We start from the raw sequence: 14,754 nt of genomic DNA on the forward strand, positions 1-14,754 counted from the left end.
CCTCCGATACGGTGTCCGCTTGAATGAAGCGGGAACCGCATCACCGAGCCCGCGCGGCGCCTGAGCGAAGCCCATGTCCGCATCACGAAGTGATCAACCGGAAATGGGATGACAAGGCCTCGGACCGGACGGTGTGTCCGACCCGGGGCCTTGCCCGTCATCGCTCAGGCCGCGTCGTCGGCCGCCGGGCCGGCCGCGGCCTTCGGGCCGCCCTTGGCGACGCCGACGAGGGCCGGGCGCAGCACCCTGTCGCCGAGCACGTAGCCGGCCTGCATCACCTGCACCACGGTGCCGCTCGGCACCTCGGCATCGGGCACCTCGAACATCGCCTGGTGGCGGTTGGGATCGAACTTCTGGCCCTTGGGCTCCAGGAGCTTGACGCCGTGGCGCTCGAAGGTCTTGGCGAGGTCGCGCTCGGTGAGCTCGATGCCGTCGAGCAGCGCCTTGAACGGGCCGTCGGCGGTCTCGCGGGCGTCGGCCGGCACGCTCTCGATGGCGCGGCGGATGTTGTCGGCGGCGGTGAGCAGGTCGCGGGCGAAGTTGGTGACCGCGTAGGTGCGCGCGTCGGCGACCTCGCGCTCGGTGCGGCGGCGCAGGTTCTCCATCTCCGCCAGGGTGCGCAGGGTCCGGTCCTTGAACTCGTCGCGCTCGGCCATCAGCGTCGCCAGGGCTTCGGCGTGCTTGACGTCGCCGTTGGCGGAATCGGATTCGGCGGCCTGCGCCTCGCCGGGGGCGGACTCGTGGGCTGCCTGCGAAGCCTCGTTCGCCTCGCGCCGGTCCTCGTGCTCCATGTCGGTGGCCATCATCGGTTGTCGTCGATCGTTGAAGGAAAAGGGATGTCGGGGTCGCGGGTGATATCAGGCCCTCGCCGCCCGAAATCAAGTTGACCGGTCCTCACGCCTCGCGCGGCGGCGGCGAGTCGACCAGGGCTTCCAGCCCCTCGGCCCGCAGCGCCGCCACGTCACCGGCGAAAACCTCCATCACCGCGTTGCGGATCGCCACCTGCCGGTCGGGCTGGGTGACGCGGGTGCCGGTGAGGTCGGTGACGTAGAAGACGTCCACCGCCCGCTCGCCGAAGGTGGCGACATGGGCCGACGTGATGTTGAGGCTCAGCCGGCTCAGCGCCGTGGTCAGCTCGTAGAGCAAGCCCGGCCGGTCCAGCCCGGTGATCTCCACCACGGTCTCGCGGCTCGACAGGGCGTTGTCGATCGCCATGTCGGGCGGCACCAAGAAGGTGGTGGTGCGCGCGCTCGGGGGGTGCTTGTCGGCCACGAGGTCGGCGATGCGGATCTCGCCCTTGAGCGCCTTCTCGATCGCCATCGTGATGCGGCCGGCCCGGCGCAGCTCGTCCTCGTCCCGGTCGAAGGCGCGGGAGATGAAGATCGAATCGAGGGCAAAGCCGTCGGTGGTGGTGAAGATCTGCGCATCCACGATGTTGCCACCCGAGGCCGCGCAGGCGCCGGTGACGATGGCGAGCAGGCGCGGGTGGTCGGGGGAATAGATCGTGATCTCGGTGATGCCGCGGGCCGGGTCGGTCTCGCAGGCGGTGGCCACGGTGCGGCCCTGGGCGGCCAGGCGGTCGACGAAGCCGGCGTGCTTGAACTGGCGGGCGGAATCGACCTTGAGCCAGTAGGCCTGGTTGTGGCGGCCGGCATAGGCGTCGAAGGTGCCCGACTCCCAGTCGGCGAGTTGCTCGCGCAGGGCCATCTGGATGAGGCGGACCCGGTCGGTCCGGGCGATCTCGGAGTGGCCGCCCGAGAGCATCACCTCGGTCTCGTCGTAGAGGGTGCGCAGGAGCGTGCCCTTCCAGGCGGTCCACACGCCCGGGCCCACCGCCTTGATGTCGGCCACCGTCAGGATGGTGAGGAGCTTGAGGCGTTCCAGCGTCTGGACCACGCCCGCGAACTTCTCGATGGTCTTGGGGTCGGACAGGTCGCGGCTCTGGGCGGTCATCGACATCAGGAGATGGTGCTCGACGAGCCAGGCCACGGTCTCTGTCTCGGCCGGGCTGAGGCCGAAGCGGGGGCCGACCTTGAGGGCGATGGCGGCACCGGCGATGGAGTGGTCCTCCGGCCGGCCCTTGGCGATGTCGTGCAGGAGCACCGCCACGTAGAGGGCGCGCCGGTTGCTGATGGTGTTGATCAGGCGCGTGACCAGGGGGTGGTCCTCGGTCACCCGTCCCGAATCGATCGCCGCCAGCACGCCCAGCGAGCGCAGCAGGTGCTCGTCCACCGTGAAGTGGTGGTACATGTTGAACTGCATCATCGCGACGATGCGGCCGAAATCCGGGATGAAGCGGCCGAGCACGCCGGCCTCGTTCATCAGCCGCAGGATGGTCTCGGGCGAGTTCTTCGAGGTCAGGATGTCGAGGAACAGCCGGTTGGCCTCCCCGTCGGCCCGCAGGGAATGGCCGATCAGCCGCTGCGAGCGGTTGGCCAGGCGCGTCGCGTCCGGATGGATCGGCAGGTTGTGGCGGTCGGCCAGCCAGAACAGGCGGATCAGGTTGACCGGATCGCGCACGAAGGCGTCGCCGTCCTTGACGTTGATGCGGCCGTGGTCGTCCACGAAGTCCTCGGCCTCGATGGCGGAGGCGCGGAAGCGGTCGCGGAACCGGCCGATCCAGCGGTCGAGCACCGGGGTGCGCTTGGCGTGGCGCGCCTCCAGGGCGGCACAGACAATGGCGGTGAGGTCGCCGACGTCCTTGGCGATCAGGAAGTAGGCCTTCATGAACCGCTCGACGCCCGAGAGCCCGCCGCGGGGGCCGTAGCCGAAGCGCTCGGCGATCTTCGGCTGCAGGCCGAAGGACAGCCGTTCCTCCGAGCGGCCGGTGACGAAGTGCATGTGGCAGCGCACCCGCCACAGCAGCTCCTCGCAGCGCTCGAACAAGCGGTACTCCTCCGGCGTGAACAGGCCGGCGGGCACGAGCTCGCTCTGGTCGCGCACCCGGTAGGTGTACTTGGCGATCCAGAACAGGGTGTTGAGGTCGCGCAGCCCCCCCTTGCCGTCCTTGACGTTGGGCTCGACGAGGTAGCGCGAGGCCCCCGACTTGCTCACGCGCCCGTCGCGCTCGCGCAACTTGGCCTCGACGAATTCCGGTGCGGTCCACATCACGAGCTCGGTGTCGAAGCGCGTCACCAGCTCCTCGAACAGGACCCGCGACCCGAACAGGAAACGCGCTTCCAGGAGGGCGGTGCGGATCGTCATGTCCGCCTTGCCCTCGCGCAGGCACTCCTCCACCGAGCGGGTGGCGTGGCCGACCTTGAGCTTGAGGTCCCACAGCACGTAGAGCATCGCCTCGACGACGCTCTCCGACCACGCGGTCTGCTTGTAGGGCAGCAGGAACAGGAGATCGATGTCCGAGCCCGGCGCCATCGTGCCCCGGCCGTAGCCGCCGGTGGCGACCACGGCCAGCTGCTCGCCGGACGACGGATTGTCGTTGGGATAGAGCCGCCAGACCACGGCGTCGTGGATGGCGCGCACCACCGCATCGGTCAGCGCGCTGATGCGCCTGGCGCAGGCGACGCCGTCGCGCTCCTGCATCAGGCGCTCCTCGGCGTCCTTGTGCCCGGCCGCGATCACCGCCCGCAGTTCCGGCACCAGCACGGCGCGCAACTGCGTCGCCTCGCGGGCATCCCGCGGCAGGGCATCGAGGACGGACTTGAGGCTTGCGGCAGCGTCGAACATCGCGCTCCCGTAGCATGTTAAGCCGTCGCCGACAGCGGGCTCGCGGTGCGGGGAAACCACCGCATAGGGGCAGCGCGCGAGGAAGGCTGGACCGGTGCGGCTTGCGCACGAGCGGCACAAGGGATTTTGACCCACAGCCGATTAAAACGTATCTACATCGACGATACGCCAGTGAGTCGATATGGCTCGCCTGAGCGTACATCTCGTTGATACCGGCGCGGATCGAAAAATGTTCGTTCAGTTCTCACGGTGGGGCAACAGCCTCGCCATCCGCATTCCTGCGCACATCCTGCGGGATGTGGGCGCCAGCGAAGGCAGCGGTGCCGAGTTGCGCGTCGAAGATGGACAGATCGTCATTTCCCCCCGCGCGACTCAGCCTCGCTACACGTTCGAGGAACTGCTCGCCGGCATCACGAAAGACAACCTCCATGACGAGCAGTTCGTCGGGCCTCCCGTCGGAAACGAGTTCTGGTGAAACACGTTATTGTCCCGATCTCGGAGACATCATCGTTCTGAACTTCAGTCCGCATGGCGGGACGGAGCAGGGTTTCTGGCGTCCGGTGCTTGTGCTGACACCCCGATCCTACAATAACCTCGTCGGGCGATGCTTCGCGTGCCCCATCACCAGTCGCGGACGCGGCTACCCCTACGAGGTCGCCCTGCCACCCGGACACGGGACCCACGGCTTCGTACTGGCTGATCAGGGTAAGCCCCTTTCCTGGGCCGACCGTGGAGCGCGTTTCTCCAACATGGCCCCAGACAGCGTCATCGCAGAGGTCAAAGCGAAGATCGCCGCCTTCCTCCAACTCCCCTGAAGCGTTCTCTTCAGCGGATTTTCCGTTTGACACTCCGAACGCGATTGCCTAGCTCACCCCTGTGAGCCCGCGTCGACGGGCATCGGGGAGCTCCGCCATGCACCTGTCCCGTCGCGGCCTCGCGAGCGCCGCCCTCGCCCTGTTGCTCTCGCACGGCGCGGCCTTCGCCGCCGACGTGAAGGAGATCCGGCTCGACTGGGCGACCTACAACCCGGTCGGCCTCGTCCTCAAGGACAAGGGCTTCCTCGAAGAGGCGCTCAAGGACAAGGGCATCAAGGTCCGCTGGACCCAGTCGCTCGGCTCCAACAAGGCGCTGGAATTCCTCAACGCCGGCGCCATCGACATCGGCTCCTCGGCCGGCGCCGCCGCCCTGCTGGCGCGCATCAACGGCAACCCGATCAAGGCGATCTACGCCTTCTCGCGCCCGGAATGGACCGCGCTCGTCACCCGCAAGGACACCGGCATCGCCAAGCCGGCCGACCTCAAGGGCAAGCGCATCGCCGTCACCCGCGGCACCGATCCGCACATCTTCCTGATCCGCGCCCTACAGGGGGCCGGCCTCACCGAGAAGGACGCCAAGCTCGTCCTGCTGCAGCATGCCGACGGACGCGCCGCCCTCGAGCGCGGCGACGTCGATGCCTGGGCCGGCCTCGACCCGATGATGGCGGCCTCCGAGATCGAGGCCGGCAACGTCCTGTTCTTCCGCGATGCCTCCGCCAACACCTGGGGCGTGCTCGACGTGCGCGAGGATTTCGCCACCGCCAACCCCGAGCTCGTCAAGGCGGTGATCGCCGCCTACGAGCAGGCCCGCGCCTACGCCATCGCCAACCCGGATTCGCTGAAGCAGGCCCTCGTGGCGGCCACCAAGCTGCCCGAGCCGGTGATCGCCCGCCAGATCGAGCGCACCGACCTCACCCAGCCCGTCGTCGGCGCCGCCCAGGCCCAGAGCATCGAGGCGGCGGGCGTGGCATTGCAGCAGGCCGGCGTGGTCCCCGCCGAGGTCGACGTGAAGGCGGCGGTGGCCGGCCTGATCGACACGCGGTTCGCGCCCGTCCCGGCCCGCTGAGCGTCCGCCCATGGCCTCGTCCGGCAGCGCGGCCACCCCACGGCCGAAGGTTTCCTGGGGCTCGGCCGGCCAGGTCGTCCTCGGGCTCCTGCTACCGCTGGCGGTGGCGCTCGGCTGGGAGTTCGCGGTGCGGGCCGGCCTGGCGCAGGGGCGGCTGCTGCCGCCGCCGAGCCGGATCGTCGCCGCCCTCCAGGCGATGGCCGTCTCGGGCGACCTGTGGCTGCACGTCAACGCCACCCTCACCCGCGTCGGCCTCGGCTTCGTGCTGGGCGCCACCGCCGGCATCGCGGTGGGCGCGCTCACCGGCACGCTGCCCTTCGCCCGCCACCTCCTCGATCCGACCCTGCAGGCCCTGCGGGCGGTGCCCTCGCTGGCCTGGGTGCCGCTGTTCATCCTGTGGCTCGGCATCCTCGAGACGCCCAAGGTGGTGCTGATCGCGGTGGGGGTGTTCTTCCCGGTCTACATCGGGGTGGCCGGGGCCATCGCCTCGGTCGACCGCAAGCTGATCGAGGTCGGCCGCATCTTCCGCCTGTCGAAGGCGGCGCTCGCCCGGCGCATCCTCCTGCCCGCCGTGCTGCCGGCCACCCTGGTGGCCCTGCGCACCGGCCTCGGGCTCGGCTTCCTGTTCGTGGTGGCCGCCGAGCTGATGGGCGCCTCGGAGGGGCTCGGCTACCTCCTCGTGGACGGGCAGCAGTTCAGCCGGGCCGACCAGATCCTGGCGGCGATCATCGCCTTCGCGATCCTGGGCAAGCTCGCCGACGCCGTCCTCGTGGCCCTGACCCGGCCCCTGACCCGCTGGCAGGATACCGCCCGCGAGATCATGTAGCGGCTCAGGCCGGATCGGGCCGCACCCGCGCCCCGAAGATCGCGGTCCCCACCCGCACATGGGTGGCGCCCATCTGGATCGCGGCCTCGTAGTCGGCGCTCATCCCCATCGAGAGCATGGGCAGGCCGTGGCGCTCGGCGATGGCGGCCAGGAGCCCGAAATGCGCCGAGGGCGGGTCCTCGGCGGGCGGAATGCACATCAGGCCCGAGATCGTCAGCCCGTGGGTGTCGCGGCACTCGGCCAGCAGCGTGTCGACCTGCGCGGGCGAGACGCCGCCCTTCTGCGGCTCGTCGCCGGTGTTGACCTGGACGAGCAGTTTCGGGGAACGCCCGACGCGGGCGATCTCCTTGGCCAGCGCCGCGGCCAGCGACAGCCGGTCGAGGCCGTGGATGACGTCGAACAGCTCCACCGCCTCGCGGGCCTTGTTGGATTGCAAAGGCCCGACGAGGTGCAGTTCGACGTCGGGGAAGCGTTCGCGCAGGGCCGGCCACTTGGCCTTGGATTCCTGCACGTAGTTCTCGCCGAACACCCGCTGCCCGGCCTCCAGGGCGGTGAGGATGCCCTCCGCCGCGATGGTCTTGGAGACCGCGACCAGGGTGACGGTCGCCGGATCGCGCCCGTGGTCCCCGGCGGCGCGGCGGATGCCCTCCAGGGTCGCGGCGAGCCCGGCGGCGACGTCGGCGGTGGGGGGGTGGGTCTCGGCCATGGGTGCTCTCACGGATCATCTTGCAGCGTCGTGCGCCAGTAGCATCCGCCACAGACCCCGCGAAGCGCGGCGTTCCCCGGTATCGGACCGAGGGCGGATTAGGCGCCCCCGATCTATCGCGTGCAGGACGGGTCGCCGCCGGGGCACGTCAGCTGGTCGAGGAGATCCGCGGTCCTCCGCCCCGTGAGGTCGCGCTTGCAGTCGCCGACCAGGAACGGCGCCAGGGTGCCGTTGTTGCCGGGGTCTTGCGTGTCGTAGCCGGACCGCAGCTCGCATTCCCGGTCGCGAAACACGATCCAGGCCCGCTGCGCGGCGACGAGGTTGCGCCTGCCGTTGGCATCGAGCCGGTCGCCGAGCTGCCGGTACGCCCGGTTCAGGGCCGCGTCGGCCTCGCCGAGCGCCGCGCCGATGCAGGCATTCCTGTCCTGCTGCGCCTCGAGGTCCGCGCAAGGCCCCGTCGCCGCGACGGCGACGCCGGGGAGGCAGAGCGCGACGAGAAGGACGGCGAGACGGCGCATGGTGACGGGCTCCGCGGGGCCTCGTTCGAACGCAGGTGACCTCAGACCCGGCGGCGCTGCGCGTCCAGGCTCCACGGCCCGGGGCCGGCGGCGGCGAGGTAGAGGATGACGAAGCAGAACAGGATCGCGAGTTCGCCGCCGTTGAGGATGGGATAGAAGCTGCGCTGCGCGTGGGCCAGGAAATAGGCCACCGCCATCTGCCCGGAGAGGATGAAGGCCACCGGGCGGGTGAAGAGGCCGAGCACGATCAGCACGCCGCCTACCAGTTCGAGGAGGCCGGCGGTGCCCGACAGCGACAGCAGGGCGGGCATGCCGCGCTCGCTCGGCGGGAACCCGAGGATCTTCTGGGTGCCGTGCTGAAGGAACAGGAGCCCCGTCATGATGCGAAGGACGCTGAGCAGGCGCGGGGCCCAGGTGAGCGAGAGGGCGTCGAGGTTCATGCGGTCGTCTCCCTAAGCAGGATCCGCAAACCGGCCCTGCGGCCTTGCGATCGGACCCGGCGACACACCAAGGACCCGGGCGGATTCAACGGCGTCCCGGCCCAGGCGCGCATCGAGCATGAAACGGGCGCGGCCGTCGACCCTCGGTGGCGCTGCCGCACCGCACCATCCACCGCCGCGTGGTCCTCCCGGACCTACCGGAACAGCGCCATCAGGGCGTGGGCCATGGTCGCCCCGCCGATCGGCGCGACGAGCAGGAGCAGGGCGTTCAAGGCCAGCACCCACACCAGCACCCGCTCCTGCCGCTTCGTGATGCGGGGCTTGCGGGACGGCGGTTCGAGCGGCGGCCGCCAGCCATCGTCGACATACATCGGCCCCTCCACTCCCGGCGGCGTCCACGACCGTATTCTCCGGCGCGCGATGGTAGTGCGCGCCGATCATCGTGCCAACGCCGCGGCTTGCGTGCGGCCGGACGCTACGGCTCCTTGAAGCCGTAGTCGGGCACGCCGTCCTCGTTGTCGTAGTACTTGTAGGGCAGGAACTTGCCCGAGAGGTTCATCTTGACCCGGTCGCCCTTGTTGTTGGGCTCGCGCTCCATGGTCATGTTGAAGTCGATCGCCGACATGATGCCGTCACCGAAATCCTCCTGGATCAGCTCCTTCCAGGTGGTGCCGTAGACCATCACCAGCTCGTAGAAGCGGTAGATCAGCGGGTCGGTGGGCGGCATCTGCGGGATCGAGCCGCGATAGGGCGCCTCGTTGAGCATCCGCTCCTCGGCCTGGCTGAGGCCGAACAGTTCGGCCGCCTTCTTCGCCTGGGCCTTGGGCAGCTTCATCTGGCCCATGCAGGCGGCGGTGATGAGGATCGGCGAGATCCCGCCGATCTCGGCCTGGATGTGCTTCCAGGTCCAGCCCTTCTCGCGCTTGATGTCGAGCAGCTTCTCGGTGAGGTCTTCGCGCTTCATGATGGGTCTCCCGGTTGCATGATGGTGGAGCAGGGTCGCGCGGGTCTCCCTCTCCCAGGGGGAGAGGGCAGGGGTGAGGGGAGTGCGTTCTCCGACGAGGTCGCACACCTCACCCTCTCCCTCTCCTTCCAGGAGAGGGGACCCGCGCTTGGTTCGGCGTGCTCAGCCGAGCGCCGCCGCGGCCTCGTCGGCCTCGGTCAGGGTCAGCCGGACGACGGGCGGGTGGCGCTGGTCGTAGCCGGGCGGGCTCTCGTCGCGCAGGGTCTTCGAGCGGCTGACCAAGAAATCGATGAGGTGGTTGCGCAGGGCGTAGTAGCCGGGCTGGCGGTGCAGCCCGGTCCGCGAGCGGACCTTGGGCAGCGGGTTCTCGACGATCTCGGCGACCTTGGCCTGCGGACCGTTGGTCATCAGCACGATGCGGTCGGCGAGATAGATCGACTCGTCGACGTCGTGGGTGATCATGAACACGGTCTGGCCGGTCTCGAGGCAGATGCGCCGGACCTCGTCCTGCAGGGTGCCGCGGGTGAGGGCGTCGAGCGCCGAGAACGGCTCGTCCATGAGCAGCATCTTGGGCGCGATCGAGAGCGCCCGGGCGATGCCGACCCGCTGCTTCATGCCCCCCGAGAGCTCGGCCGGGCGCTTGTGCTCGGAGCCCGCCAGACCCACCGTGGCGATGGCCTCGGCGGCCCGGGCCTCGACCTCGGCGCGACCGGCCTTGGGCCAGCGCGACGACACCGCGTAGGCGACGTTGCCGAGCACGCTGCGCCAGGGCAGCAGGGCATGGCCCTGGAAGATCACCGCCCGGTCGAGGCTCGGCCCCTCGATCGCCTTGCCGTCGGCGATGACGACGCCCTCGCTCGGGGCTTCGAGACCGGCCAGGATGTTGAGCACCGTGGTCTTGCCGCAGCCCGAATGCCCGATCATGCAGACGAACTCGCCTCGGCGCATGGGCAGCCACAGGTTCTCGAACACGGTGGTCGCCTTGCCGCCGGGGGCCGGGTAGCGCCGGGCGATGCCCTCGATGGAGAGGAAGCGTTCGGAGGGGGACATGCGGCCGGGTTCCGGGCTGTCGGAGGCGGCGGGAGTGAAGGGTGTGAGCGCGTTCATCGCCGCCTCATTCCGGGAAGGTGACGAGGCGCTGGGCCCTCGCAAGGAGCTGGTCGAGGACCATGCCGACGACGCCGATGAGCAGGATCGAGGTGATCACATTGGTGATCGAGAGGTTGTTCCACTCGTTCCAGACGAAGTAGCCGATGCCGGTGCCGCCCACGAGCATCTCGGCCGCCACGATGACGAGCCAGGCGATGCCGATGGAGATGCGCATGCCGGTGAGGATGGTGGGGGCGGCCGCCGGCAGGATCACCGTGAAGGCCCGCCGCAGCGGCCCGACCTCCAGGGTGCGGGCGACGTTGAGCCATTCCTTGCGGGTGCCCGAGACCCCGAAGGCGGTGTTGATCAGCATCGGCCAGAGCGAGCAGATGAAGATCACGAAGATCGCCGACAGGCCCGAATCCTTGATCGTGAACAGCGCCAGCGGCATCCAGGCCAGGGGCGAGACCGGCTTGAGGAGCTGGATGTAGGGGTCGAGCGCCTTGCTCATCAGCGGCGACATCCCGATCACGAACCCGATCGGGATCGCCACCAGCACCGCCAGCCCGTAGCCGAGCGCCACCCGCCCGATCGAATAGGCGATCTGGATGCCGAGCCCCTTGTCGTTGGGCCCGCGGTCGTAGAACGGGTCCTTGAGGTGGCCCCAGATCGTGGCGGCGACGTCGAGCGGGCCGGGCATCGCCGACTTGCCGGTGGTGGCCGAGGCCCCCATCAGCGCGGCGTATTCCGGGTCCATCGCCTCGGTCTTGGTCAGGCCGCTCACCGCGATGTGCCAGGCGAGCAGGAACAGCGCGAGGAGGCCGAGCGACACGATCGCGGCGCGCAGGTTGAGGGAGGGGCTGGGCATGGGGATGTCGGCTCCGCATGGAACGCCGTCGCCGGCCGGTTGACGAAGATCGGGTGTTCGAGCGCGGGTCCCCTCTCCTGGAAGGAGAGGGACAGGGTGAGGTGTGCGACACCTCCGGAGGGTCCGCTGCCCTCACCCCCGCCCTCTCCCCATGGGAGAGGGAGCGCGCGGGCCTCAGAGCGCCCGCTTGATCGCGAAGGACTCCAGGTATTCCTTCGGCTTGGCCGGATCGAAGGGCTTGCCCATCACCGAGAAGGTCTTGGTGGTGGAGGCCGGCGGGGTGACGCCGTCCTGCTCCATGCGCTTGATCGCGTCGGTGGCCAGGAACACCCGCTTGGCGACGCCGTCGTAGTCGACGTCGCCCTTGATCTGACCCCAGCGCTTCATCTGGGTCATGATCCACACGGCGAAGGACTGCCACGGGAAGGGGTCGAAATCGACGCGGTCGGCCACCTTCTTCACGCCGCCCAGGCCGTCGGCGTAGGTGCCGGTGAGGACCTGCTCCACCACCGTGAGCGGCTGGTTGAGGTAGTTGGCCGGGGCGATCGCCGCGGCGATCTCCTTGCGGTTCTCGGCCTTCGACGCGTAGCTCGTCGCCTCGATGATCGCCCGCAGGAGCGCGGCGTAGGTGTTGGGCGTCTGGGTCACGAAGTCCTGCGAGGCGGCGAAGGCGCAGCAGGGGTGGCGGTCCCAGATCTCCTTGGAGAGGAGGTGGATGAAGCCGACGCCGTCGTAGACCGCCCGCTGGTTGACCGGATCGGGCGCCAGGAAGCCGTCGATGTTGTCGGCGCGCAGGTTGGCGACCATGTCCGGCGGCGGCACGCTGCGGATCTGCACGTCGGCGTCGGGGTCGATGCCGGCCTCCGCCAGGTAGTAGCGCAGCAGGTAGTTGTGCATCGAGTAGTCGAACGGCACCGCGAGCTTGAAGCCCTTCCAGTCCTTGGGGTCGCGCCGGTCCTTGTGCTTCATGGCGAGCGTGATCGCCTGGCCGTTGACGTTCTCCACCGCCGGCATCGTGTAGGGGGTGGGCGTCGAGCCGAGTCCCAGGGAGATGGCGATGGGCATCGGCGCCAGCATGTGGGCGGCGTCGTATTCCTTGTTCAGGGTCTTGTCGCGGATGACCGCCCAGCCCGCCGTCTTGACGACCTCCACCTCGAGGCCCTGCTTGGCGTAGAACCCCATCGGCGAGGCCATGATGATCGGCGTGGCGCAGGTGATCGGGATGAACCCGATCTTGAGCGCCTTCTTCTCCGGGGTGCCGGCCTGGGCCAGGGCCTCGGCGGCGAACTTCACGGGGAAGAACTGGCTGACGGCGGCCAGCGCGGTGGCCGCGCCGACGCTCCTGAGGAAGGCCCGGCGCTGGGCGTCGTGGGGGAACAGCGCGCGCATCACCGCGCCCTCCACCACCCGCTCGATCTGCGCGTCGCCCGTCGGCGCCGCATCGTGCTCGGCCTGGCTGGCATGGGCGCCGCAGGAGCAGCCGCGCTGCCTGAGCGTCAGCCTCGCATTGAACGGATCGTCGAACAGCGCCATCGCGTTTGCCTCGCCCGGGGTGATGGAGAGGGATCAGCAAAGGGTGTGCCAGCGGCGATCCGGTGAGGTTCGTCAAGGCTTCGAGGGGTTTAGCGGCCATTTCGTGAATGCGAAGTTTCGTAGTCTACGAATTTTGGTCGTCCGTGCTACGAAGTCTCGTCGCTCGGGTGAGGCGGCTCCGGAGCGACGGCGAGGTTTCGCATGGCCACCTCCGATCCATCGTCGGTCGCGGGACTCCCCTCCCCGCAAGGGGGAGGGGACGCGTTCGGCCCCGCCTTCGAGGGTGCGCCCGAGGCGATGCTGGTGTTCGACCCCGTGGCCGACGCCATCCGCGATGCCAACCCGGCGGCGGCCCGGCTCCTGGGCTACGACCGCGCGACACTCCGCGCCATGCGTGTCACCGCCCTCCACCCCGAGCAGGTTCCGACGCTGATCGTGTTCACCCAGGCCGTCCAGGCGCGGGGGCGCGACTGGACCCATGCGCTCTCGCCCCGGCACGCCGAGGGCCACGGGCTCCATGTGGAGTACAGTGGCGCATTGCTGCCGGGAGACCCCCAGACCGTCCTCGTGAGCCTGTTCGACCTCGACGAGCGCCGCCGCCGCCTCGTCGATACGCAGGCCGATGCGCACATGCGCGCGGGCCTCACCGAGTGGCAGCGCATGGAGCGCATCTTCGCGGACATCGAGCGCGAGAACCAGTTGATCCTGCGGGCGGCGGGCGAGGGCATCTACGGCGTCAACGCCGACGGGATCACCACCTTCATCAACCCGGCCGCCGAGCGGATGCTGGGCTGGCAGGCCAGCGACCTCGTCGGGCGCGACATGCATGCCACCGTCCACCACAGCCACGCCGACGGCTGCCACTAACCCCCACCACGACTGCCCGATCTACGCGGCCTTCCGCGACGGCGCCGTGCATCAGGTCGACACCGAGGTGTTCTGGCGCCGGGACGGGTCGGCGTTCCACGTGGAATACACCTCGACGCCGATCCGCGACCGCGGCCGCCTGCTCGGCGCCGTCATCGTGTTCCGCGACATCAGCCAGCGCCGCGAGGCCGACGAGCGCCTGCGCAGGGCCCTGGCGGAGGTCGATTCCCTGCGCGAGCGCCTGGAGCTCGAGAACGCCTACCTGCGCGAGGAGATCCGCGAGGGCGGCCACCACCAGGGCATCATCGGCCGCTCGCCGGCCATCGAGGCGACCCTGCGCCAGATCGACCTCGTGGCCGGCACCGACGCCACCGTTCTGGTGACCGGCGAATCCGGCACCGGCAAGGAGCTGATCGCCCGCGCCATCCACGAGGCGAGCCGCCGCCGCGACCGGCCGCTGATCCGCGTGAACTGTGCCGCGATCCCGCGCGAACTGTTCGAGAGCGAGTTCTTCGGGCACGCCCGGGGCGCCTTCACCGGGGCGCTGCGCGACCGGGTCGGGCGGTTCGATCTGGCCGACGGCGGCACGCTGTTCCTCGACGAGGTCGGCGAGATTCCCCTCGACCTCCAGGGCAAGCTGCTGCGGGTGCTGCAGGAGCGCCAGTTCGAGCGCGTCGGCGAGGAACGCACGCGGGCGGTCGACGTGCGCCTGGTGGCGGCCACCAACCGCGACCTCAAGGCCGAGGTGAAGCGCGGCCGCTTTCGCGAGGACCTCTATTTCCGGCTCAACGTCTTTCCCATCGCCGCCGTCCCCTTGCGCGAGCGCCCGGAGGACATCCCCCTCATCGCCCAGCACTTCCTGCGCGGCGTGGTCAAGCGGCTCAACATCCCCGAGCTGCGCCTGACCGAGGGGGACGTCCGCCGGCTGACGCGCTACGACTGGCCGGGCAACGTGCGCGAACTCGAGAACATCATCGAGCGCGCCGCGATTCTGGCGGTGCGCGGCCGCCTGCGCTTCGACCTGCCCGAGCCGGAGGCGACCGCCGCCGTCCACCCCGTCGCCTTCGATCCGCAGCCCACCGCCCCCGCCACCGAGGCCGACCGCCGCGCCAAGGCCCGCGCCGACATCGTGGCCGCCCTCGCGCTGGCCCAGGGCCGCATCTTCGGCACCGGCGGCGCCGCCGAGATCCTGGGGCTCAAGCCGACGACCCTGGCCTCGCGGATCAAGGTCCTGGGCATCCGCCGCCGGTGACGATCCAGGACCCGCGACACCGGCACCATCGAGACCGTCGCCCTGGCCGGTCCCATGCGTGGGATCGAGGACGCGTCTCATGTGTCCACGAGCCGAATCGCCGCCGTCCAGGCCTTGGTCATGGAC

13 protein-coding genes and 1 pseudogene are annotated in these 14,754 nt (G+C 69.7%); 4 read left to right on the top strand and 10 right to left on the bottom strand.

Annotation, left to right across the window (positions count from 1 at the left end):
- Window positions 1–164: 164 nt before the first annotated feature.
- Both grpE and ASF39_RS03450 read right to left on the bottom strand, forming a co-directional pair.
- Window positions 165–806 carry a nucleotide exchange factor GrpE gene (grpE, locus tag ASF39_RS03445; protein ID WP_056281026.1) on the bottom strand — a complete coding sequence of 214 codons (642 nt, stop codon included), beginning with the start codon at window positions 804–806 and terminating at the stop codon, window positions 165–167.
- A gap of 88 nt (window positions 807–894) precedes the next feature.
- Window positions 895–3,684 carry a [protein-PII] uridylyltransferase gene (locus ASF39_RS03450; protein WP_055880677.1) on the bottom strand — a complete coding sequence of 930 codons (2,790 nt, stop codon included), beginning with the start codon at window positions 3,682–3,684 and terminating at the stop codon, window positions 895–897.
- 181 nt (window positions 3,685–3,865) lie between these two features.
- On the opposite strand from ASF39_RS03450, the gene ASF39_RS03455 reads away from it, so the two are divergent.
- The 3 genes from ASF39_RS03455 (at window position 3,866) to ASF39_RS03465 (ending at window position 6,391) form a co-directional block, all read left to right on the top strand.
- Complete coding sequence (locus ASF39_RS03455; protein ID WP_200938141.1) at window positions 3,866–4,159, top strand: AbrB/MazE/SpoVT family DNA-binding domain-containing protein; 294 nt, start codon at window positions 3,866–3,868, stop codon at window positions 4,157–4,159.
- 437 nt (window positions 4,160–4,596) lie between these two features.
- Window positions 4,597–5,565, top strand: coding sequence for an aliphatic sulfonate ABC transporter substrate-binding protein (locus ASF39_RS03460; protein ID WP_056281030.1), 969 nt, complete (start codon window positions 4,597–4,599; stop codon window positions 5,563–5,565).
- A gap of 10 nt (window positions 5,566–5,575) precedes the next feature.
- The gene (locus tag ASF39_RS03465; RefSeq protein WP_055880668.1) at window positions 5,576–6,391 is read left to right on the top strand and encodes an ABC transporter permease; all 816 of its coding nucleotides are present in this window, start codon (window positions 5,576–5,578) and stop codon (window positions 6,389–6,391) included.
- 4 nt (window positions 6,392–6,395) lie between these two features.
- Here the strand turns inward: ASF39_RS03465 and ASF39_RS03470 are convergent, their stop codons facing one another.
- From ASF39_RS03470 to ASF39_RS03500, 8 genes are all read right to left on the bottom strand, one after another.
- On the bottom strand, window positions 6,396–7,097 hold the full coding sequence (locus ASF39_RS03470; protein WP_055880663.1) for a YggS family pyridoxal phosphate-dependent enzyme: 702 nt from the start codon (window positions 7,095–7,097) through the stop codon (window positions 6,396–6,398).
- Between the two features lie 113 nt (window positions 7,098–7,210).
- The gene (locus ASF39_RS03475) at window positions 7,211–7,615 is read right to left on the bottom strand and encodes a lysozyme inhibitor LprI family protein (RefSeq protein WP_056281031.1); all 405 of its coding nucleotides are present in this window, start codon (window positions 7,613–7,615) and stop codon (window positions 7,211–7,213) included.
- 41 nt (window positions 7,616–7,656) lie between these two features.
- On the bottom strand, window positions 7,657–8,055 hold the full coding sequence (locus ASF39_RS03480; protein ID WP_056281033.1) for a DoxX family protein: 399 nt from the start codon (window positions 8,053–8,055) through the stop codon (window positions 7,657–7,659).
- A 194-nt stretch (window positions 8,056–8,249) separates the two neighbouring features.
- Window positions 8,250–8,426, bottom strand: a complete 177-nt coding sequence (locus ASF39_RS21715; RefSeq protein WP_165700232.1) for a hypothetical protein — start codon at window positions 8,424–8,426, stop codon at window positions 8,250–8,252.
- Window positions 8,427–8,530: 104 nt separating this feature from the next.
- Entirely contained in the window at window positions 8,531–9,019 is a 489-nt protein-coding gene (gene cynS, locus ASF39_RS03485; protein ID WP_055880655.1) for a cyanase, read from the bottom strand.
- 162 nt (window positions 9,020–9,181) lie between these two features.
- Window positions 9,182–10,069 carry an ABC transporter ATP-binding protein gene (locus ASF39_RS03490; protein ID WP_244472258.1) on the bottom strand — a complete coding sequence of 296 codons (888 nt, stop codon included), beginning with the start codon at window positions 10,067–10,069 and terminating at the stop codon, window positions 9,182–9,184.
- Between the two features lie 64 nt (window positions 10,070–10,133).
- Window positions 10,134–10,976 carry a nitrate ABC transporter permease gene (ntrB, locus tag ASF39_RS03495; protein ID WP_055880648.1) on the bottom strand — a complete coding sequence of 281 codons (843 nt, stop codon included), beginning with the start codon at window positions 10,974–10,976 and terminating at the stop codon, window positions 10,134–10,136.
- Window positions 10,977–11,150: 174 nt separating this feature from the next.
- The gene (locus ASF39_RS03500) at window positions 11,151–12,509 is read right to left on the bottom strand and encodes a CmpA/NrtA family ABC transporter substrate-binding protein (protein WP_056281035.1); all 1,359 of its coding nucleotides are present in this window, start codon (window positions 12,507–12,509) and stop codon (window positions 11,151–11,153) included.
- Window positions 12,510–12,806: 297 nt separating this feature from the next.
- On the opposite strand from ASF39_RS03500, the pseudogene ASF39_RS03505 reads away from it, so the two are divergent.
- Window positions 12,807–14,628 (top strand): annotated as a pseudogene (locus ASF39_RS03505) (sigma 54-interacting transcriptional regulator).
- Window positions 14,629–14,754: the final 126 nt, after the last annotated feature.

Origin of the sequence: Methylobacterium sp. Leaf108, assembly GCF_001423265.1 — a bacterium.
In the GTDB taxonomy this organism is placed as follows: domain Bacteria; phylum Pseudomonadota; class Alphaproteobacteria; order Rhizobiales; family Beijerinckiaceae; genus Methylobacterium.